The sequence below is a fragment of the Paenibacillus agaridevorans genome (assembly GCF_018604145.1).
GTDB classification, from domain to species: Bacteria; Bacillota; Bacilli; order Paenibacillales; family Paenibacillaceae; genus Pristimantibacillus; species Pristimantibacillus agaridevorans.
This window is the reverse complement of sequence record NZ_CP075889.1, coordinates 5,297,967-5,318,625: the sequence shown is the minus strand read 5'-3', so window position 1 is coordinate 5,318,625 and position 20,659 is coordinate 5,297,967. Positions and strand designations below refer to the sequence as shown.

Genomic DNA, 20,659 nt, shown 5'->3' with positions numbered 1-20,659 from the left:
CGATGAAGACAGGCTTTGGCGGATATCGTTCCGGCAGATTTTTTACACAGCTTTTACTGACTAATTTCGTGCTGGTAGGCGGATTTATGGCCTTGTTCTGCGCGGGCATCTTTATGTATTCGCGCATGTTCACCGCCGATCTGCAGGAAGAAGCGAACCGGAAAGTGCTGGAGCAGGTCAATTACAACATCGATCATCTGAACGATTTCATCAAAAATCTCGCCGTGTCCACCTTCAACGACAGGGATATCGTCTCGCTGATGAACACGAGGGACCAGGATATCTTCCAGCTCTATAATAAGCTGGCCAGGCTCGATTCGACGTTGAATTCCAATCTGTTCCTGGATTCCATCGTGGTGTATAACGCCTTCAACGGCTGCTCCTACTCCACCTCGCCGACCGCTCCGGTCCTATGCGGCGACAACAAGGAGCCCGTGCTGGCCGACGTGATTGGGAATCCGGCATCCTATCCAAAGTTCACGATGGTGCCGGCCGATCTGGACAAACCGGATCAGCAGAGGGTGTTTGTTTATACGATGTACGCCTCCGCGGGCAGCTATAACGGCCGCGAAAGCATGCTCGTCCTGACGGTCAAGCCGGATTGGCTATTCGACAATGTTAAGGCCATTAACAGTCATGCCGGGAACACGCTGGGACGCATCTTCTTGTTCAGCGAACGCGGCCGGATTATCGATTCCATCGATATGCCGCAGCTGGACGAGTCGACTCGGGGCTTGATCGCAGACGAATTGACGGACTCGCCGGAATCGGGAAGCTTCGTCATTAAGGGCGGAGAAGGCAAGCAGATGGTCACGTATCTGCGATCCGGCGTCAGCAATTGGCGCATGGTCAGCATCCAGCCTTATGAGGAAGTGTTCGCGAGCGTCAACCGCATCGGCCTGTTCTCCTTCCTTGCGCTGTTCATCCTGACGGTCATGTCCTTTCTGGTATCGTTATGGCTGTCTATCCGGTTGTACCGCCCGATGTACAACCTGGTCAGCAAATTCCGGAAGCGGCATGGCGACGCCGACAGACAGGATGAGAAGGACGAATGGCTGTTCATCTCATCGGCCTACGATCAATTGTCGAGAAGCATGGAGAAGCTGCGGGATTCCAAGCAATCCGGCAAACAGGTCATGAGGCAGTATTTGCAGCGCTTGTGGATCACGGACAGCACCGCAATTACGGAGCAGCAATTTGGCGAATATTTGCTGCAGGGGCAGTCGGCCCAGTCTTATCTGCTAGGCCTGTTCAAGCTGGATCGGTACGCGGACTTCAGAACGCTAAGGGACGAGGCGGAGCAGAAGCTGCTCCGGTTCGCGATCGTAAATATCGCTTCCGATGTGATGGCAGATATGCCGGGGACTCAAACGACGGATATGCTCGGCGACGAATTTGCCGTGCTTGTTCCGATCGAGGATGCCGGTCAATCCGTGGCGACTTCGGAGCGCTTGGCGGAGCGAATACGCCGCATTCAAAATCTGCTCGACGGCTATTACCGGCTATCGTTGACGGCCGTTATCTCCGATACGATTGCCGGTTACCGCCAGGTATCGGATCATTATGCCAGGGTGAAGCGACTGTCCTTGTACCGGATGTCGGAAGGGCCGATGAGCCTTATTACGCCGCAATTCGACGAGAACAGAAGCCGCTTGCCCGAAGAGGGAATGCTGCAGGCCGGAGTGGAAGCGGAGCTGGCCGCCGCTCTCCGGGAAGGGCGGGAAGAACGATGGGGGGCGGCGCTAGACGGCGTGTTCGAGCATTTGGGCAGGCTGCATTGCGACAGTCTCGACGACGCTCTTCTGCACGTGCTTGCGCTTATCAAGCAAGAGATGCGAGCGAGCGATCCCATCCGCTATCAGAGCTGCCTCGTCAGCGTCCAGACTTACACGCGCCGGATTCTGGAGCAGGAAACATTTTTGGAGGCGCGTTTGCTGATTGGGACCATGCTGGCGGAGTTCTACGAGCAGCGCATCCAGGAACGGCCGGACCGCAGAGAGTATCTGGTCGAGGCGGTCAAAGAAATGATCGAGAACGGTTACGGCGATCCCAACATGTGCCTGCAGGTCATCGCCGATGAGCTGGAGTTGTCTCCCAGGTATCTGGGCAGATATTTCCGATCGAGAGAAACCGGAACGGTTGCCGAATTTCTGACGGACACTCGGATGAAGCATGCGCTTAAGTATTTGGAAGAAGGGCAGCTGAGCGTGGCGGAGATTATGAAGAGTGTAGGTTATACGAACGAAAGTACCTTCTTTCAAGTATTTAAGAAGAAGATCGGCATGACGCCCGGAGAATACCGCCAGCTGCATCAGCGGACGCTATAGCGCAAGCGGATTGTACGGAAATTCACAACTCCGTTACCGCCAGGCGGAATGAGTTCCCGAATGCCGGAATAGGGTAAGCATATACGGTCCTTTACCCTTATTTCATGTATTGAAGGAGGCAGCGCGGATGGCGGTGGAATTAAAGACGAAGGAGCACATTAGAGGGATCCGCATGGCCGGACGGATCGTGGCGGCGTGCCACAAGGCATTGTCGAAGCGCCTCGCGCCGGGAGTGACGACGCTGGAGATCGATCGGTTCGTAGAGCGGTTTATGATCGAGCGGGGAGCCGTGCCGGCGCAGAAAGGATTCAAAGGTTATCCGTACGCAACCTGTGCATCCGTCAACGATGTCGCGTGCCACGGCTTTCCCGACGCGGAACCGCTGGAATCCGGCGATATCGTCACGATAGATATGGTGGCCGACCTAAACGGCTGGAAGGCCGACTCCGCCTGGACGTACATCGTCGGCAAGTCCACGGCCGCCACGGAGCGGCTGCTTCGCGTTGCCAAGCAAGCGATGCAAGACGGCATCAAGCAGGCGCTTCCCGGCAATTACATCGGCGATATCGGCCACGCGGTCCAAAAGCGCGCGGTGCGGGAGGGCTGCCATGTCATACCGATGTTCTTCGGTCATGGCATCGGACGGGATATACATGAATATCCCGAGGTCGTCTATCAAGGCCCTCCGGGACAAGGAGTCAAGCTGGAGGAAGGCATGGTCATTACGATCGAACCGATTATTACGTCCGGCAAGCCCGACGTGTTCTACGCCCGCAACGGCTGGGCGGCCCGAACGATCGACGGCGCCTGGGCGGCGCAGTTCGAGCATACCGTCGCGATTACGAAGGGTGGCCCGATCGTGTTGACGCGATGGGAGTGAACAACGTTTTACGTTTTTCCCTTCATTAGAAATCTGGCGCTTGGCAACGGTCCGATCAGCAACATTCTGGTCGTGGACGAAGCGCTAAAGACTGGGATTAAGGTACAACGGCTGGAGAGCTGTCCGCAACAGTCATTATACAAATAAGCTGCATTCGCGGGTTAGTATACAGGGAACCGCCGATGCAGCTTATTTCGTGTTTCGTGTTTCTTGTGTCTCGTGTTTTGTGTTTTGTGTTTCGTGTTCCTGTTCCGTGATTGTGGGCTTGTTATCGTTTGCCGCGAATACGGCTGAGCGATACGGGATTGATGGCGAGAAAGGCGGCGATCTGATACTGGGGAATGCGGCTTTCCAGATCCGGGTACTGTTTCTGGAACAAGCGGTATCGTTCCTCGGCGGTTAGTTCGACAAGCTCCCGCTCTTTGCGCGACTTGGTGATAAACAGCTCCTCCGCCAGCTTCCTGCCGAACCGTTCCCAACAGGCATGGCGTTCGTATAGCGTCTCCATCGCGGCTTTCGTAAAATAGGCGATGCGGGAATCTTCCAGCGCTTGAATCGACAGGAAGGCCGGTTCGGCCGTTAGCAACGCGCGGTAATCCGTGAAAAGCTTTCCGTTCGTCACGAAGCTTTTGATATGCTCGGAGCCGTCCTCGTTCTCGTAGAACATACGGAAGAGCCCTTCTTCGCAATAGAAGATGCTTTCGCAGAAGTCTCCGGCATGAAGGAGGAATTGTCCTTTTTTGACGGGCTTCCAGAACAACTGCTTGAGGAAATGCCGCTCCTCTTCCTCGGGAATCGTCGTCATTCGCGCGAGGGCGCCGATAATGGTCGTTGGTTCCATGCGTCACCTCCGATCGTATCGTTCGTCATTAGCATAGGTTATGGATCGTACTCCATCTGCTATATAAACTGATCATAGCATAATCTTGGCAAAAGAGAATGTGAAGTTGCCGCTTTCTCCTTCGGGCTTGTTTCCGGTATAATAGGACGCATGAAAGATAGAAGCTGGAAGGCGGAATGAAGCAATGAACAATATCGTATCACTGAAATGGCTGCTGGCTCGTTTGTACGAGTCGGACATCGTAATCGTCGACTGCCGGTTCCTGATGGGCAAGCCGGACGCCGGCCGCGAATTATATGAAGCATCGCATATCCCGGGTGCCGTCTATCTGGATCTGGAGAAGGATCTGTCCGCTCCGCTTGACGAAGATGGCCATGGCGGCCGTCATCCGCTGCCGGACATCTTCGCTCTGACCGTCGCGCTAAGCCGCGTCGGCATCAGCAACGAATCGCGCGTCGTCGTTTACGACGACCAGGGCGGCGCCATGGCGTCACGCTTATGGTGGCTGTTGAAGTATCTTGGCCACGAGCAAGTTTTCGTGTTGGACGAAGGCTTTACGGCATGGACCAACGCGGGCTTCCCGATATCGGCGGAGCAGAGAGTGCTTATACCGTCCAAGTATCTCGCTACCGTTCAGCACACGATGCTGGTCGAGATGGCAGAGGTCAAGGAGTTGCTCGGCGACGAACGCGTCACGCTGATCGACTCGCGGGAAGCGCCCCGCTATCGCGGCGAGGTAGAGCCGCTGGACAAGGTCGCCGGCCATATCCCGGGCGCGATTAATCGCTTTTGGAAGGACGGCCTCGGCGAGTCTGGCGCCTGGAAGGACGCAGACGCGCAAGCCGACCGTTTCGCCGACCTGGACCGCGACCGCGAGCTGATCGTCTACTGCGGCTCCGGTGTCACGGCTACGCCGAATGTGATTGCCTTGCAGGAAGCGGGCTTTAATAAAGTTCGGTTGTATGCGGGGAGCTGGAGCGATTGGATTAGCTATGAGGGGAATAAGGTGGCTGTGGGGGACGAAGAAAAACTGATTAAGCCATAACAGTATGCAATTTTCGAATACATCGCTACATAGGTTTCATGCCCTGGCGATGTATTTTTTATTGTCCGAAGTCAACACGAAATCAACAACTGATTGAAGCAAATGTTTACATCATAATCCCATAGAGAAGAGGCACACACTTCAAAGAGGTGCACAATCATTGTTACTCGAACAATAAATATCTATTGAGTCAACAAGTTAAAGATTGATTGGGCAAGTCAACGAAAAGTCAACAATGCAGAGTTGAAGATTAATCGTGGAGAACCGTATCATAAATAGAGGCAAGTTTTTTGAGAAAAAACTCGCAGGAGGCTGTATTTACAGCATACCGAGAATAGGAGCAGGAGAGGCCATACTCCGGTCGGGACGGTGCGTAAACGGGCTTCTGCGGGTTTATTTGTGCTGCAAATAATGATGTACCTCGAAAGGGGCCTCAAGTCAGGATGTACCTTAAGAAGAAAGTACTAGGAAAATGTACTAAGAATCTGCGGGAAACTAATATATGATAAGTTACACGTTAGAATGGCCTCATGATGGGGAATACTCAACTGAGCTGTAGACAGAAGTCACTTAACGAGGTGAAGGTGCTTCTTTTCTGATAGGCCTTGTAAAGCAAGATTGTAAATGTAAGCTTATGCTTAATTATTTAATTCCGAAATATCCGTTTCTTTTATAATATCTGCCATCCGATTTTTTCCCCATTCATACATCATTTCAACGATAGGAAGCAAAGTCATCCCCAAATCAGTCATAGAATATTCCACTTTCGGTGGAACTTCCGGATAAACCTCGCGATGTACTATTCCATCTTCCGTCAGTTCTCTTAATTGATTCGTTAATATTTTATGAGATATTTTTGGGAAAAGTCTTTGGAGATCACTGAATCGGTGTGGTCCTTCTACCCCCAAATGCCATAGAATAACAATTTTCCATTTACCACTTATAATTGATAAGGTAAGTTCTTTTTCACAATTATAATCACCATTTATGATTTTTTCTTTAACTTCATCTCTAAATGTATCTGACATAAATTCTTACCTCCTTATTTGTATCAATTAGTAACCTGTCGGTAACCTGCTTACAAAAAAGTGCATTCTTCACAGTGAAGAAAACAAGCAGTAGAATGAAATGGTCGTCTTACAGGCAAATCTTTTTCACTAATGGGAGGAACTACAAATGAGTAAAAAAGCACTCTTAATTATACCACCTGAACGTTTCAATGAAGACGAATTATTTCTACCTAAAGCGGAATTGGAAAGCAACGGAATTGATGTGACAATTGCAAGTACAAAAACAGGTGAAATCATAGGCGATTATGAAGGTAAAGTAACTGTTGAGGTCATCTTCTCAGACGTTTTTGCTTCTGACTATGATGTTATATCTGTAATTGGTGGATCTGGCACGAACGATCATCTATGGGGAAACCAAGAATTGCAAGACTACTTGAAACAGGCGTATACTAATAAAATTCTTGTAACAGGAATTTGTGCAGGTGCGGTTACTGTAGCTAAAACGGGTTTACTTACTGGTAGAGAAGCAACCTGCTATCCAGTAGATGTTCAAAAAGACCAATTAAAAGCAAATAAAGTAACATATGTTGAAAAACATGTTGTTGCTCATGATGATATTATCACTGGTGATGGTCCAGATGGAGCTAAAGAATTCGGAGAAGCTTTAGTAAAAGCATTAAGCTAATTCTATATTTCCTCCCTGAATTTTCATATAATCGAAAGCCTACGGAATTTAATCCGTAGGCTTTTGGCTATCCAAATGTAAGAAAAACACATTAAAGATTAACCTATATGGACCTAATCAGTCTGAGTATAATCTAGCTAATCTATCACCTTGGCTCAGTACCTTCGTCAACCACCATTTCGGCAATGCCGATGGCTCTTGAGTGCAGCTATAGTGGAAGCATTCACTTCACTTAATATCCGCTGCTTAGTGACGAAGAATTAACCCAACAAGGTGCCCAAACGTCAGGAGAAGAATTACTTTCCTTAGCTTACACAAATTTCCTGACTCTACCTCACATCAACCGCTCCATTGATCAAAGGATGTACTTTGATGTCGTAGTCAACATTAATTTTCATGTTTCCCCAATGTTTCAACCATTGCTCATCCGTTATTTCTTTAGAAAACGGCTTAAGCGAATGGGTTCCGACCTCTAAGGGATCCACTTTCAAGCGTTGCATTCTTTTTATTAAATCTGACGTTTGTTCCTCAAGATAGACCTCAATTTCATGAATTATTTGTTCCAATTGTTCCTCACTTTGAATATTCAATTCTCCCTGATATTCCTCAATTCTTCCTTTCAATCCTACATGTAAAGACAAGGATGAATAGTCCCTCGATAGTTTCAGGCGAACATTGGAGCGAATACGTCCTAAACTGATAGATAATTTTGGAATGGCCAAGACTTTTAGGAAATGATCGTTCCCCAGAAGTTGAAAAATATTATCGTCCACGTCTTGAATGACCATTACTTCTTTATCGTTTTGGAAGAGGGCTGTCCCAACGTAATTGAAATTGTTCTTATCCGAACGAAAAACCGGCAGGATCGGATCCTTAAATGGGGCATATACCTTTTTCATGAATTTATGAATATTGACGATGCTCATTTCACCTTGATTATGCTCCTCGTAATGCTTTAACATCCGATAAAGAAAATAATCTTGGTTTTCTTGCTCCGTCAATTGATTTTCTATGTATTCATCAAAGTTGCCTCTGACAATCAACAAATAGACACGCATTGAAATATCGGGATCAACCAGTATGGTATTGATCAGCTTATCGAGGCCTCCTTTTTTTGCCAGCTCCTCATTAATTAATAACATTCGCAGCTGCCCCTGCTTTAATTCCCGATAATAAATTAAATTAAACTTCTGGTCTCCCTGCTTTAACAGATCGACTTCCTTGGAGAGAAGACGTTTTTTTTCTTGGATGAGCGGTGGTACTAAAGTGCTGATTTTCAACTTTCCTTCCGTCCCCTTGTCAACCGACCAGAAAACTACCGGAGCAATCTCTTCGATCTTATTGTTCTCGGCATATGGCGAAGAACAGCCGGCCATCCACATAAGGCTTACAATCGCCAATAAACCATAGTGCTTGTATGATACCATGCCTACATACTCTCCTTTCGTTTAACTGCAGTGAAAAGGATCGTAGGAATAAGTAAATAAATGCATGCGCCGAGCCAGATTTGAAGGGTCAGTAACATCTTTTGACCCGGAACCGTTTGCCATAACCATTGATCCATTAAGATGATACTTATCAAAATGACGAACCAGCTCGATAATAATCCAATCCGAGTCGTGCGTTGTTTCATTTTTCTCATAAAGATTCTTCCGGCTCCATAAAAACACAACAGAAGAATTGAAATGTCAAACACATAATTGAACATATGGAAAGAGATAAGGATGTAATCGATTCGTTCTAAACCGCTCGTTTGAATGTAGCTTCCCATATATCCTATCGGAAAATCGATCTTGCGTAAGTAGTGCGAACCGTAAAATAATACCGAAGCAACGAACAATAATACATATTCCATGATCGACATCATGTTTCCAATGACCAGATATTTCGATATTTTTTTATTGGAGCTTAACCATGGAACCATAAAAACCAAATATACCGGACCGGAAAATGCCGACCAAATAAACAACAAACCTTGCCATGATTGTCCTGACCATTCGGTGGGTATGAGAGGATACATATCGCGGTAATTTGCATCCGGTAGAAAGAAAAAAGGGATAAACATGACAGAGATCCAAGCCCCGCAAAGAAAGGCGATGACGACAAAACGCAATGTATTCTCCATTCCATGTGAAGCCACATATAAGCTGATCAAAAGAATGATTAGGATCAGCCATCTTTTATCCATAGATGGAAAAATAAAATGATGAAGCATTTCAACGTATCCCAGAGTGATAATTGAAATTTTTAACAGTATTATCAAAAATCCAAGTATTGCGAAAACTTGAACCGTCCGTTTCCCGAAAAGCTGTAAAAATCCTTGATAGCCTTTCGCTGCATAACTGGAAGTAAACCATTTGGACATCATCATCAAATTAAGCTGGGACAGTAGCCCCATCACGACAATTCCCCAAACCATATACGGATGAACCAAATAAACCGGCATAATCAAAATAAAATAATGCATTTGCATGCGATTCACTAACAGAAGGAAATAGATACCGCCAAGGGTGGAAGATCGATTATATAAGGATATACTCTTCACTTCTTCATCTCCTGTCGCCATTTCCGTAGTGGTTTTAGATATTTCGGACGCGTTTTCATCCAAATTAAAGGTCCGCGGATAAAGAGGTCATTCCAGTCCTTTCCATAAAAAGGAGCGATCGGTGCTAAATAAGGTTGACCTAATGACGTTAATGCATGGAGATGTGCAAGAATCCCGATTAGCCCGATCACGATTCCCGGCAACCCAAGAAACGATGCAAGGATAAGAAGAAGAATTTGCAGCAGCACCATGGATTTAGTCACTTGATAATTGGGAACTAAAAAGAAAGCAATAGCGGATATACCCATTAGCACTATCAGTACTTTACTTGCAAAGCCTGCTTCTACTGCAGCTTGTCCAATGACGATACCACCGATAACCCCTAACGTTTGACTGGTTTTGGTCGGCATTCGCAAACTTGCTTCTTTGATGATTTCCAGCGTTATGATCATGAATAATCCTTCCGCAAACGGAGTAAAGGGCAATTTGCTTCTCGATTCCAACAATACGTAAAGAAGCGGCAGCGGAACCATTTGGTAATGAAATGTCGTTAACGCAACATAAAAAGGAATCATCGTCAAAGAAACAATAAAACTTACATACCGGATTAAACGTAAAAAACTGGCTACCGGCCAACGAAGGAAGTAGTCTTCCGGCGATTGCATTAGATGGAAAAAAGTAATGGGAGCAATTAAGGCAAACGGTGAATTGGAAACCAATAGCGTCAGTTTTCCCTCACCTAAGGCGTAGGCGCAGGCATCCGGCCGATCCGTTTGTAGAAACTGCGGAAAGACCGTATGGTTATGATCTTCAATAAAAGCTGCAAGCTGAGAGGAGTCTAAAAATTGATCGAAATCCACACTGTTAATTTTCTTTCTTGCAAGGGAAACAAATTCTGGATTAATTAATCCGTCTATGTACAGTAACACAACTTTCGTTTTACTTAGTGAACCGATAGTAAAGCTTTCCGTTTTTAATGTCGTTATAGGCAAACGTCTGCGCAACATTGTAATGTTTTTGTCTATTTGTTCACTGAAGCTGTCTTTCGCTCCATATATAACCGTTTCCGTTTGGGAAGGTTCAACTGCCCGCCCAAGAGGGTTTTCCAGTTGGACGCCTAACCACTGATCGTTGAGTGAATCGTTTAGAAGAATAAATCCTTGCATTATTTTTTGCTCAGCATCTTCGATCGATAGAACTTCCGAAACTTTGGCATTGGTTATGCATGAAGAAAGCGAATGGCAAGCAGAACGATGAAGTGGCTGAATAATCGTCTCGTTTAAACGCTCCGGATCGATTAACGTTTTTATGTATAAAAGATGGACTAAGGCACTGGTACCCATTCTGAGCTCAACAATTTCGGCATCATCCATATGGTTTAATTTCTGTTTTAATTCATCTAGCCATGTGGACATTTGATGATTTTTCATTTGAGGGCCGTATTTTTCAACCATAGTCTTCTCCTTCATTAAAGAAATCAAAATCCTGCGGTTTTATCTTGTCCTGTAATGGAAAAATTATACGACCGGCAAACAGCCTTCATAATCGCCCTCCTGTAATGATAGGCCTGGAATTTGCAGGCATGCATCTATTATGGGATTGGAGAGTGGGGATTATCACGAATATGATATATGTCTGAATGATCCAGCAAAAGTCCAGCCAGCAATTGAAAGAGTGAACCGACTCAGAAGAAACTGTCGTGACATTAGGCATTTTGCCGTACCAACAGCAGACATTTGTTGTGTGGCATCCGGAAAGATTTTATCACTTTAATCATTGACGATAATACCTGCGGCTTTTAAATGTCCGTGAGTTAGAATTTTACCAAATTGAGATGCGAGTTCCTTTGGGGTATAGGAAAAATCATTTTTAACCCACCACACTACAATGCCCATAAAAGTAGATGCGATATATTGGAGTAATAATTCCTTTGAAATCTTCAATGGAGTATTGTCCAAGCCATCTTCCACTGTATTTTTTATAATTCCCTCCATTTTTGACTGGAAACCATAAATTCTATTCTCATCCAGCAACAATGCTTTGTAAAAAGGGATGTTGTCCTGAATTTTCTCCAGGATGGTTTGCATTAGTTGTTCAAGCATAGGGCCGCTTACAGGAGTTTTGCTGCTTGAGCATTGCTTGAGTGTACTCTTTAGTTCTTCTATTAATTCGTCCATAGATGCATTTAACAAATCGGGTTTGTTCTGATAATGAAGGTAAAAGGTATTCCGGTTAATCATCGCTTTATCGGCAATATCTTGAATTGTAATTCCTTCGTATCCCTTTTCCGTAAGAAGCTCTATAAACGCCTTTTTGATCGAATGTTTGGAGCGAATGACACGCAAATCGGTTTTTTTGTTCATTAGGACCATTCCCTTAATTTTTTTGTTAGATATACGACATTTGAGCTGAAATTGCATTTTATCTCTCAAAATCAGAAATATTAAATATTGAATGCTGACCTTTTATTAATCATAATAAACATAAGATAAATATACAACACATTGACCATTATTTATCTTATTGATAATTAACTCTAACTAAAGGAGAGAATTTAAATGAAAACTATAGCGATCGTTGGAGCAGGAGAAGGATTAGGAATGTCCATTGCAAAGAAATTCGGACAAAATGGCTTTCACGTAGCACTTATTGCCCGAAATGAAGATAAGCTGAACCAGCTGGTTAGTGAATTAGAACAATTGGGAATTGAAGCTGCTCCATTTCAAGCGGACATATTAAATAAAGAAGAAATTGAGAGGGCCTTTACCGCTGTTAAAGAGAAATACGGGTTTATTGATGTTCTCGAATACAGTCCAACGCCGAGCATTAACACAGTAGCACCAGCTTTAGATGTAACAGAAGAAAATGCGTTATACCAATTTCAATTTAATGTTTTAGGTGCTTTATCGAGTGTCCGGCAAGTGCTGCCGGAAATGTTGGAGAAGCAAAGCGGTGCCCTGTTATTTACAACTGGAGGTGCATCAGTCCACCCAGTTCCAAGGATGGGTAATGTCGGAATTGCAATCTCAGGACTTCGTAATTATATCTTTAATTTGAACAGCGAATTAGCAGACAAAGGGATTTATGCAGGTCACCTTTCGATCGGAATTTGGATGCAGCCGAATTCAGGAGTTCAAGACAAAATCGCTGATATTTGGTACGACATGTATTCCAAGAGAGATCGCGTTGAAGAGTTTATAACAGAAGACAAAATATAATTAATCGAGGTAAAAAAATGAATATCACCATTTTTGGTGCAAGTGGTGCGATCGGACAGCTGCTAACACAATTAGCTCTAGATCACGGAGATTTCGTTACGGCATATGTTAGAAACCCCCACAAAATCAGTCTCAAACATCCCAATTTGAGCCTTGTACAAGGGGAACTTTCGAATGCTTCAACCATCGAGCGGGCTGTTGCTGAATCTGATGTTGTAATCAGCACATTGGGGCCAGCATCCGATATGTCACGAAAGCTTAAAGGCGCGCCGATTGCGGACGGACACGAACTGATAATTAGGGCTATGAAGAACCATAACAAAAAAAGGTTAATTACACTTGCGACGCCGGCTTTGCAATCAGATGACGATAAGAAAAACATTTCGACGATACTTCCAGGTGTATTGGCTAAAGTTTTACTTCCAAACGGTCATGCGGAAATGAAGAAGATGGAAGGGATTATTAAACAATCGAACCTTGATTGGACAGTTGTCCGAATTATTAACCCCAATGTTAAACACAAAGGGCAATCTTATGGCTATTCATTTGGAGATAAATCGGCTAAATTATCGGTTTCCAGGGAAAATGTTGCTAAAATCATGTACGCTGCCACCCGTGACAACCAATTGATTAGAAAAATGCCTATCGTCTATAACAAATAAGCTCAAAAAAATGCAGTATTCACCGATTAGTGGTTAGTGAAGGAGGATTCAAAAATGAAAATCGAGATATGGTCGGATTATGTTTGTCCATTTTGTTATATTGGTAAACGGCGGTTGGAATCTGCACTGGAGCAATTCGCTCATCAGAATGAAGTGGTGATTGAATATAGAAGCTTTGAACTTAATCCGCAAGCATCATTGTACTCAGGCAAAAATATGCATCAAATGGCCTCTGAGAAACATGGTGTGAGTATCGAGCAAGCGAAAGAGGCAAATGCTAAGCTTGGGCAACAAGCGGAGATGATGGGTCTGGTGTATAATTTCGACGGAATGAAGCCCACCAATACGTTTGATGCTCATCGTCTAACCCAATATGCCAAATCGGTTGGTAAGGATAAGGAATTATCTGAGAAGCTGTTCTATTCCTATTACACGGAAGCCAAGCTGATTAGCGATCATGATACATTAGCAGATATTGCAGAATCCGTTGGAATGATTAGGGACGAGACAATGGCGGTTCTCCAGGATCCATCCAAATATGCTAACGAAGTGCGTTCAGATGAAGCTGCAGCAAAACAGTTGGGAATAACAGGAGCCCCTTTCTTTGTCATTGATAGAAAATATGCAATTTCCGGCGCACAACCCGTTGAGATATTCTTAAGCGCCCTTAACCAAGCAGCTCAATAAATAAGCCCCGCAAGAATTATGCGCAAGCCATTGGCTTGTGCTTTTTGCCGTAGCTTAAGTTGTAGTTCTTATTTTATGATTAATGGTGCTGAATTTGAGCGTTTATTGAAGTAGGAGGTAAGGATAATTTATGACTGAATTATTAGCGCCAGCAGGAAATATGGAAGCTTTAAAGGCTGCAATATCTAATGGTTGTGATGCAATATACTTGGGAATGCAAAAATTTGGTGCACGCGCATACTCCACTAATTTTGATTTAGAATTGTTAAAAGAGGCTGTTACCTATGCGCACCTGAGAGACGTTAAAATCTATGTTGCAATGAATACCATCGTGTTCGAAAACGAAGTTGAAGAGATGAAGGAGCAGATACGCGAATTAAATGAAGTCGGTGTGGATGGCATTATTGTCCAGGACCTGACTGCTTTCGATTATATCGTTAAAAACTTTATTGATCTGGAAGCACATTGTTCAACTCAAATGGGAATCGACGATGTAGACGGAACTTTATTATTGAAAGAGCTTGGTGCTAAGAGAGTTGTTCTGTCCCGTGAGGTTAAGATTGAAAAAGTAAAGGAGATCAAAAGAATAGCTGAAATCCCTTTAGAAATTTTCGTTCACGGTGCTTTATGTGTATCTTATTCGGGAAACTGTCTAATGTCAGGATTACTCGGCAACCGATGCGCAAACCGCGGAAGATGTGTAGGGTCATGCCGTAAGGAGTATGAGCTTATGGATAAGACAACAGATACATCTTTAGGGAAAAGCTATATTTTATCAACTAAGGACTTGAACACCATCGATTACATCCATGATCTAGAAGAAATCGATTCTTTAAAAATAGAAGGCAGAATGAAAGCACCGACGTATGTTGCTAATGTTGTATCCAAATATCGCAGGGCCTTAGATCATAAAATAACCGAAGAAGATAAAGAAAATCTGAAGAAAACATTCAATAGAACATTTACTAAAGGATATTTATTTCGTGAAGATAGGAGAAATATTACAAACATCTTAAGACCTAATAACTTTGGTTATGAAATTGGAATAATCAGCAAGATTATTAAAGATATGTATGAAATAACACTTACACGTCCTTTAAATCAGAACGATACCATTCGAATAAGTCACAATAATGAAGATGTTAATTTAGCTGTTGCCAAACTTTACGATAAAGTTGGCGACTTAATCAATACAGCAGATGATGTCTGCTATATCAAAATCAAAGAAAAGTTGTCTGTGGGAGATGTAGTATATAAGACGAAGGATTATTTCTATCAGAAAGAGTTAGAAGCATCACTGGAAAAGGAATTTAAGCGGTTTAAACTGGATATTAGAGTACATGCATGTCCAGATTCAAAGCTTTTCATAGATGCGGAGGGCTTAGGCTTTAATTATTCATATGAAAGCGAGGAAATACTGGGCGAAGCCATTAATAATCCAACAACAAAAGACCAGGTGATTAAGCAATTCTCAAGATTAAATGATACGATATTCGAGCTTAATCATGTCGATTATGAGGAGTGCAATGCATTCATTCCAGCTAAACTGTTAAATGCAGCAAGAAGAGATATTGTACTGGGCTTATATGACTTAAAGCTTAACAGCCGGAAGAAAAGAACCAAGGCTGTGGAAGCAAAAGAAAAAATAAGCTTTGCCCCTGTAACACCATACCTTACGGCTTCTGTAACGACAAAGGAACAGTATGATGCTTGCGTGAGCTGTGGAATTAAGGAAATCTATTTTGAAAATGTGGTTAGAAGAAATCAGAATGATTATAAGGAAAAAGAAGGGCAGCTGCTAATCGGAGGATATGGCGGTATCTATCACTACAGAGAGAGCAATCCGTTTGTTACAGACTATTCTCTAAATGTTATTAATGCTACCAGCTGCTATGAATTATACAAATTAGGCGCAAAACGGGTCACTTTATCTTATGAATTGAATAAGAGCCAAATTGAGGACTTAATGAATGCCTATTATGAAGAAAATGACGGCTATCCTGCTCTGGAAATGATTGTGTATGGCAAGGCTCCTTTAATGTTCACCAAATATTGTCCGATGAGAAAAATGAATCAATGCAGCGTCTGCAAAACGAAGAGCTATGAGTTAAAAGATGAGCAAGGAACGTTCCCTATCCTTTCCCATGAGGATTGTACAACGACTATTCTTAACGGGAAGACGCTTAATCTTCTGGATGAGCTGCCAAACATCAGAGGAATCGAGGCGCTCAGATTAAACTTCACAGTTGAGTATAAAGAGCAGGTTGAGAAAGTCATTAATATGGCCTCAGGCAAATTAAACGGCTCCATGAATAATGTTGTCTTTGATCAGGAAACAGACACAAGAGGACATTTTAATAAAGAGATTGTGTAGTAGCCAAAGGGATGGTTCTGGCGATAGGATGGCGGGAGTGAAACCAGCAGCGGCAGCGGTCAGATTATGGCGTACATAAATGCCGGGACGGCAGACTCTGATATTGGGGTATTCCGCTGTCTTCCTTGCTAATCGTTCAGTTTAACATAAAAGAACAAGAAAGAGCCTCCCAGTACTGGGAGGCTCTAAAACTTGCCGCTTTAACTAGCATGCAAAACTTGCCGTTACAGACATCGCGGAGAACCGTATCACAAGTGATGGTAAAGCGGAGAGCGGAGTTAAACGTGGAAGATGAGATGCTCAACTTGCGAATAGGAGCGTAGATGCTCCAACACATATGGAGTGCTGTGTGCCGCTAGTGATCCCTTGTTTAAAAGGAGTAGTCTTGGGAATGTTTTCCTGATAGAATGATAGTGAAACATGTCATATTTTGTCTGGGGGAATTTGCCTTGACCACACCTTTTTCAGCTGGGGGATCTGCTATAGGTTACCTTTATCAATCTAGATATGCACTTTATCTATTATTGCAAAAAATTGATTCTCAAGTATCCATAGAGAAGTTAGATGATGTTGCTTTTGAAGATGGTTATTCACCGGCTGAATTGCTACAACTTAAGCACCACTTGAATTCGGCTGCTGCTCTCACAAATTCTTGTGCTGATTTATGGAAAACCGTGCGAGTATGGAGTGAGGCACTAAAAGCACAAAGGTCAATAGCGAGGCTTACTTTAGTAACAACAGCTTCTGTACCCCAAGATTCCATTGGTTACTATTTAAGGGATAATCAATATAGAGATCCTATGAAAGCCAGATCAATGATGCTAAGTGTAATGGCTTCTTCTACAAACCAAACAAATCAAGCTGCATATCAAGCATTCTCCTCACTAACACCCGAACATCAATTGTCATTAGTAGAAAACATGTACATTCTAGATCAATCACCGGATATCGTTGATATTGCAGATAAAATTAAGGGGCTATTGGCTCTATCGGTAAGAAGGAACTTAATCGACGCCTTATATGAGCGGCTTGAGGGATGGTGGTTCCACCAAGTCGTAATTCATCTAAAAGGGCACTCAAATGGAGCCATCTCTGGATCGGAATTATCTGAAAGAATTCATGACATAGCTGATCAGTTGAGACCGGATAGTCTCCCCATTGATTACCAAGGTGAGCAACCCGAAGATCCACAATCATATGATGGAAGACAGTTCGTAAAACAATTGCAAATCATTTCACTAAGTGAAAAACGAATAGAGCTAGCGCTAAGAGACTATTATCGGGCGTTTATGCAAAGATCTAAATGGGTCTCTGATCACTTGGTAAGCATTAGTGAATTGGAGCGATATGAAAGGAGATTGCATGAGGCGTGGGAGGAATACTTCGAAATATTAATTGAGTCTGGTATTGAAGGATTAACAAGTGCAGAACTAGAAGCAAAGGGGAAGGCACTGTATGATCGTTTAATGCAGGCAAACCATTTAAATATCCGACAAGGTTGCACAGAACCTTATGTATTGAAAGGCAGCTATCATATCCTCGCTGATAAAGAAGAGATTCCGCTCGGCTGGCATCCCCATTTCAAGCAAATACTTGAAAGGCATAAGGGGGAAGCAGTAGGATGAAAAACTGGTATCAACGTCCAACTGAGGTAGCGAACCTTCTAAATCCAGCCTTTTGTGGGTATTTACTTAAAGAGTATGTCAAGTCATACGAAGGTGAAACAGGCTCAGGAGTTCCATATGAACTCATATTTTTATTGTTACCAATCGTATTACATCGGCATACACGCGAACAACTACCCTCTTCTGTTCGTACTCATATGCAAGCATGGCTTCAATCTAATCCTGAACTTAGGATTGGTTTTGCCCATCGAGTAAATGAAATGATCAATATCACGAGGGAAACGATGATGTTTCTTATAAATAAGGGATACATCTCTATTTCGAATGGATGTATTTTAGCAACGGATAAACGTTACAAGAGATATCAAATTGATGAAGCAATCAAAGAATATGCAAATAAGAGTAAATTTGTCGGACGTTGGTTTTCTACTTCGTCAAGCTCGACAATCTATACAATGTGGGGGATCTGTCCATGAGTTTACAGATAAAAGAGATTGCTCTATATAATAAACTGGGACAAAAGCGCATCGTCCCTTTTATATTAGGTAAGTTGAATATTATCACCGGAAAATCTAAGGTTGGTAAATCAGCAATAATTGAAATCATCGAATATTGTTTGGGAAGATCGGAATTTAGAATTCCAGAAGGTGTCATTCGTAACCATGTTGTATATTTTGGTTTAAAACTTAACTATGAACAACAAGAAATCATCATAGTAAAAAAGGCGCCGGAAGGAAATGCATTAAGTCAAAGCCAGATTCACTTAGATGTAGGAAAAGACTTGGATTTTCCTGAAATTGATGAGATAACAACGAATAGTAATGATGAAAGCCTAGTTGACTATTTAGGAAGTCTTATTGGTATATCAGCTAATTTACATATTCCTTCGGAGGGACAATCTCGTGACCCTCTTGAAGCAAATTTCAAACACTCACGAACTTTTCTCTTTCAAAAGCAAAGCGTTATAGCGAACGAGTCTATTTTGTTTCACAGACAAAATGAACCATTTATTCCTCAGTCGATTAAGGATACGCTGCCATATTTTTTAGGTGTTATTCGAGAGGATCAATTAAAGCTAGAGCAGGAACTTCGACAAACGAAGAGGCAACTCAAATTGTTACAACGGAAACTGCAAGATGCAGTTTTGATTGCTGGCAATTCAAGCTCACAAGCAAACATTCTATTTGAAGAGGCAAAACAGGTTGGATTATTTGATGAAAAGCTTAAAATAGGAGATTCCGATTTTATCTTAAGTTGTTTAAAAGATACATTGAACTGGAAACCGTATGCTGAACCCATATTCGAAACTGATCGGCTACAGGAATTACAGTTACAAAGAAGAGGTTTAGTTGAACAAATAGCACAAGTCAATGATCAAATAAGTTCAGCAAAAACCTACGCTGTAGAAGCGATTGGATATACTCATGAAGCGAATCAACAAAGATTACGACTTGAGACAGTAAACTTATTTTCCCATGATGGTGACGGACAACAACATTGTCCGCTTTGTACTTCAAGATTAGAAGAAGTAACTCCTTCTGTTGAGATGATTAATAATTCACTTGTGAATTTGAGGAATAATTTAACATTAGTTGAAAGAGAAAGACCAAAGCTGCGTGAGTTTTTGCAAAAGTTGGAGACGCAACTTCAAACATATAAAGAGGAATTGCTAACCATTACAAATGCTATGAACTCTCTACTAATGGAACAGGAAGTAGCAGATGAAATAAAAGAGATTAATACAAGGATAGCCAGAGTTGTTGGAAGAATCAGCTTGTTCTTGGAAAGCTACCAAGAAATCCAAGAAGATAAGGACTTGAAATCACAAGTTTCAGAATTAGAAAGAAGAATTAAAGTGTTAGAGCAGGAACTTGATAAGGATAAAACGGACGAACTACTTACATCAGCACTGAGTAGAATATCTACATACATGACAAAATGGGCTGAAGAATTACAACTGGAACATTCATCTTCTCCATACCGCTTGGACCTGAAAAATTTGACTGTAATTGCTGATCATGAAGAAAGACCCATCCCAATGTACAGAATGGGAAGCGGGGAAAACTGGCTTGGCTGCCATTTGGTTTCTCATTTGGCGATCCACAAATATTTTATCCAGCGCGGTAGACCTGTGCCTTCTTTTATTATTCTGGATCAGCCAACACAAGTGTATTTTCCACCGGAAAAATATGAGGTAATGGAAGGACTGGCTGAAGAATTAACGGATGAAGATCGCCAAGCTGTTTCAAGACTTTTCAATTTGCTCTTTTCCGTATGTAATGAATTGCAGGGGGAATTTCAAATCATTGTATTGGATCATGCAAATATAGATAGCCCTGACTTCCAGAGTGCATTAGTTGAAGAACCTTGGCGAAATGGAAGAGCCTTAATTCCAACTGACTGGCTAGAGGAAGACAATATTTAAATCAGTCGCAAAATATTGTTGTTCAATCCGAGGAGGGATACTGATGGATTTCAGTCTTCTGATAGCGTCTCTCTTGAAGACCACATGGGCTACAGTGGTCAGCGCAACAGCAGGAACACTTCTGTCTCTGTGAGCCAATAACAGTCGGATGTAATATCATCCCCAGAGACTTTGTGGTTTGACGTTTGAAATGGGGGCAAGGGATTTCGCAAACAATTTCACAGCTGGTCACCACGATAAACGGGCTGATCCTTCCGGCAAGAGGCGACTCGCATGAGGGAGAAATTGTATACAAAGCCGTACGTCTCGACGACCCCGCATTCGCTTTCGTTTGC

General features: G+C 43.1%; 17 protein-coding genes. 11 read left to right on the top strand and 6 right to left on the bottom strand.

Going from position 1 to position 20,659, the window contains the following annotated elements; translation table 11 throughout:
* Nucleotides 1–2: 2 nt before the first annotated feature.
* Together KJW29_RS21615 and map are read left to right on the top strand one after the other, a co-directional pair.
* The gene (locus KJW29_RS21615; RefSeq protein WP_214626147.1) at nt 3–2,327 is read left to right on the top strand and encodes an AraC family transcriptional regulator; all 2,325 of its coding nucleotides are present in this window, start codon (nt 3–5) and stop codon (nt 2,325–2,327) included.
* Between the two features lie 127 nt (nt 2,328–2,454).
* Nucleotides 2,455–3,207 (top strand): type I methionyl aminopeptidase, encoded by a 753-nt coding sequence (gene map / locus KJW29_RS21610; protein ID WP_214626146.1) that lies wholly within the window; start codon nt 2,455–2,457, stop codon nt 3,205–3,207.
* A gap of 268 nt (nt 3,208–3,475) precedes the next feature.
* On the opposite strand, the gene KJW29_RS21605 is transcribed toward map, so the two are convergent.
* Nucleotides 3,476–4,048: a Crp/Fnr family transcriptional regulator gene (locus KJW29_RS21605; protein WP_214626145.1), complete on the bottom strand. Its 573-nt coding sequence runs from the start codon at nt 4,046–4,048 to the stop codon at nt 3,476–3,478.
* 184 nt (nt 4,049–4,232) lie between these two features.
* On the opposite strand from KJW29_RS21605, the gene KJW29_RS21600 reads away from it, so the two are divergent.
* A complete protein-coding gene (locus tag KJW29_RS21600; protein ID WP_214626144.1) occupies nt 4,233–5,093 on the top strand; it encodes a sulfurtransferase in 861 nt (286 codons plus the stop codon).
* 638 nt (nt 5,094–5,731) lie between these two features.
* Here the strand turns inward: KJW29_RS21600 and KJW29_RS21595 are convergent.
* On the bottom strand, nt 5,732–6,121 hold the full coding sequence (locus KJW29_RS21595) for a winged helix-turn-helix transcriptional regulator (RefSeq protein WP_214626143.1): 390 nt from the start codon (nt 6,119–6,121) through the stop codon (nt 5,732–5,734).
* Nucleotides 6,122–6,269: 148 nt separating this feature from the next.
* On the opposite strand from KJW29_RS21595, the gene KJW29_RS21590 reads away from it, so the two are divergent.
* Nucleotides 6,270–6,788, top strand: a complete 519-nt coding sequence (locus tag KJW29_RS21590; protein WP_214626142.1) for a DJ-1/PfpI family protein — start codon at nt 6,270–6,272, stop codon at nt 6,786–6,788.
* A gap of 329 nt (nt 6,789–7,117) precedes the next feature.
* On the opposite strand, the gene KJW29_RS21585 is transcribed toward KJW29_RS21590, so the two are convergent.
* The 4 genes from KJW29_RS21585 to KJW29_RS21570 form a co-directional block, all read right to left on the bottom strand.
* The gene (locus KJW29_RS21585) at nt 7,118–8,215 is read right to left on the bottom strand and encodes a Ger(x)C family spore germination protein (protein WP_214626141.1); all 1,098 of its coding nucleotides are present in this window, start codon (nt 8,213–8,215) and stop codon (nt 7,118–7,120) included.
* A 2-nt stretch (nt 8,216–8,217) separates the two neighbouring features.
* Nucleotides 8,218–9,333, bottom strand: coding sequence for a GerAB/ArcD/ProY family transporter (locus tag KJW29_RS21580; RefSeq protein ID WP_214626140.1), 1,116 nt, complete (start codon nt 9,331–9,333; stop codon nt 8,218–8,220).
* Nucleotides 9,330–10,787: a spore germination protein gene (locus KJW29_RS21575; protein ID WP_214626139.1), complete on the bottom strand. Its 1,458-nt coding sequence runs from the start codon at nt 10,785–10,787 to the stop codon at nt 9,330–9,332. Before KJW29_RS21575 ends, KJW29_RS21580 begins: the two co-directional genes overlap by 4 nt.
* A gap of 315 nt (nt 10,788–11,102) precedes the next feature.
* Nucleotides 11,103–11,696, bottom strand: a complete 594-nt coding sequence (locus tag KJW29_RS21570) for a TetR/AcrR family transcriptional regulator (RefSeq protein WP_214626138.1) — start codon at nt 11,694–11,696, stop codon at nt 11,103–11,105.
* 195 nt (nt 11,697–11,891) lie between these two features.
* Between KJW29_RS21570 and KJW29_RS21565 the strand changes: the two genes are divergently transcribed.
* The 7 genes from KJW29_RS21565 (at nt 11,892) to KJW29_RS21535 (ending at nt 20,324) form a co-directional block, all read left to right on the top strand.
* The gene (locus KJW29_RS21565) at nt 11,892–12,551 is read left to right on the top strand and encodes an SDR family NAD(P)-dependent oxidoreductase (RefSeq protein WP_214626137.1); all 660 of its coding nucleotides are present in this window, start codon (nt 11,892–11,894) and stop codon (nt 12,549–12,551) included.
* Nucleotides 12,552–12,568: 17 nt separating this feature from the next.
* Nucleotides 12,569–13,213: an NAD(P)-dependent oxidoreductase gene (locus KJW29_RS21560; RefSeq protein WP_214626136.1), complete on the top strand. Its 645-nt coding sequence runs from the start codon at nt 12,569–12,571 to the stop codon at nt 13,211–13,213.
* Between the two features lie 54 nt (nt 13,214–13,267).
* Nucleotides 13,268–13,900 (top strand): DsbA family oxidoreductase, encoded by a 633-nt coding sequence (locus KJW29_RS21555; protein ID WP_214626135.1) that lies wholly within the window; start codon nt 13,268–13,270, stop codon nt 13,898–13,900.
* Nucleotides 13,901–14,030: 130 nt separating this feature from the next.
* Nucleotides 14,031–16,274, top strand: coding sequence for a U32 family peptidase (locus KJW29_RS21550; protein ID WP_214626134.1), 2,244 nt, complete (start codon nt 14,031–14,033; stop codon nt 16,272–16,274).
* A 449-nt stretch (nt 16,275–16,723) separates the two neighbouring features.
* On the top strand, nt 16,724–17,899 hold the full coding sequence (locus KJW29_RS21545) for an ABC-three component system protein (RefSeq protein WP_214626133.1): 1,176 nt from the start codon (nt 16,724–16,726) through the stop codon (nt 17,897–17,899).
* Nucleotides 17,896–18,375, top strand: a complete 480-nt coding sequence (locus tag KJW29_RS21540) for a three component ABC system middle component (RefSeq protein ID WP_214626132.1) — start codon at nt 17,896–17,898, stop codon at nt 18,373–18,375. The genes KJW29_RS21545 and KJW29_RS21540 overlap by 4 nt, the downstream gene beginning before the upstream one ends.
* Nucleotides 18,372–20,324 (top strand): DUF3732 domain-containing protein, encoded by a 1,953-nt coding sequence (locus KJW29_RS21535; protein ID WP_214626131.1) that lies wholly within the window; start codon nt 18,372–18,374, stop codon nt 20,322–20,324. Before KJW29_RS21540 ends, KJW29_RS21535 begins: the two co-directional genes overlap by 4 nt.
* Nucleotides 20,325–20,659 lie beyond the last annotated feature (335 nt).

Coding starts and splice junctions, on each gene's coding strand:
- KJW29_RS21615 (WP_214626147.1), top strand. CDS start 3: ATGAAGACAGGCTTTGGCGGATATCGTTCCGGCAGATTTTTTACACAG.
- map (WP_214626146.1), top strand. CDS start 2,455: ATGGCGGTGGAATTAAAGACGAAGGAGCACATTAGAGGGATCCGCATG.
- KJW29_RS21605 (WP_214626145.1), bottom strand. CDS start 4,048: ATGGAACCAACGACCATTATCGGCGCCCTCGCGCGAATGACGACGATT.
- KJW29_RS21600 (WP_214626144.1), top strand. CDS start 4,233: ATGAACAATATCGTATCACTGAAATGGCTGCTGGCTCGTTTGTACGAG.
- KJW29_RS21595 (WP_214626143.1), bottom strand. CDS start 6,121: ATGTCAGATACATTTAGAGATGAAGTTAAAGAAAAAATCATAAATGGT.
- KJW29_RS21590 (WP_214626142.1), top strand. CDS start 6,270: ATGAGTAAAAAAGCACTCTTAATTATACCACCTGAACGTTTCAATGAA.
- KJW29_RS21585 (WP_214626141.1), bottom strand. CDS start 8,215: ATGGTATCATACAAGCACTATGGTTTATTGGCGATTGTAAGCCTTATG.
- KJW29_RS21575 (WP_214626139.1), bottom strand. CDS start 10,787: ATGGTTGAAAAATACGGCCCTCAAATGAAAAATCATCAAATGTCCACA.
- KJW29_RS21570 (WP_214626138.1), bottom strand. CDS start 11,696: ATGAACAAAAAAACCGATTTGCGTGTCATTCGCTCCAAACATTCGATC.
- KJW29_RS21565 (WP_214626137.1), top strand. CDS start 11,892: ATGAAAACTATAGCGATCGTTGGAGCAGGAGAAGGATTAGGAATGTCC.
- KJW29_RS21560 (WP_214626136.1), top strand. CDS start 12,569: ATGAATATCACCATTTTTGGTGCAAGTGGTGCGATCGGACAGCTGCTA.
- KJW29_RS21555 (WP_214626135.1), top strand. CDS start 13,268: ATGAAAATCGAGATATGGTCGGATTATGTTTGTCCATTTTGTTATATT.
- KJW29_RS21550 (WP_214626134.1), top strand. CDS start 14,031: ATGACTGAATTATTAGCGCCAGCAGGAAATATGGAAGCTTTAAAGGCT.
- KJW29_RS21540 (WP_214626132.1), top strand. CDS start 17,896: ATGAAAAACTGGTATCAACGTCCAACTGAGGTAGCGAACCTTCTAAAT.
- KJW29_RS21535 (WP_214626131.1), top strand. CDS start 18,372: ATGAGTTTACAGATAAAAGAGATTGCTCTATATAATAAACTGGGACAA.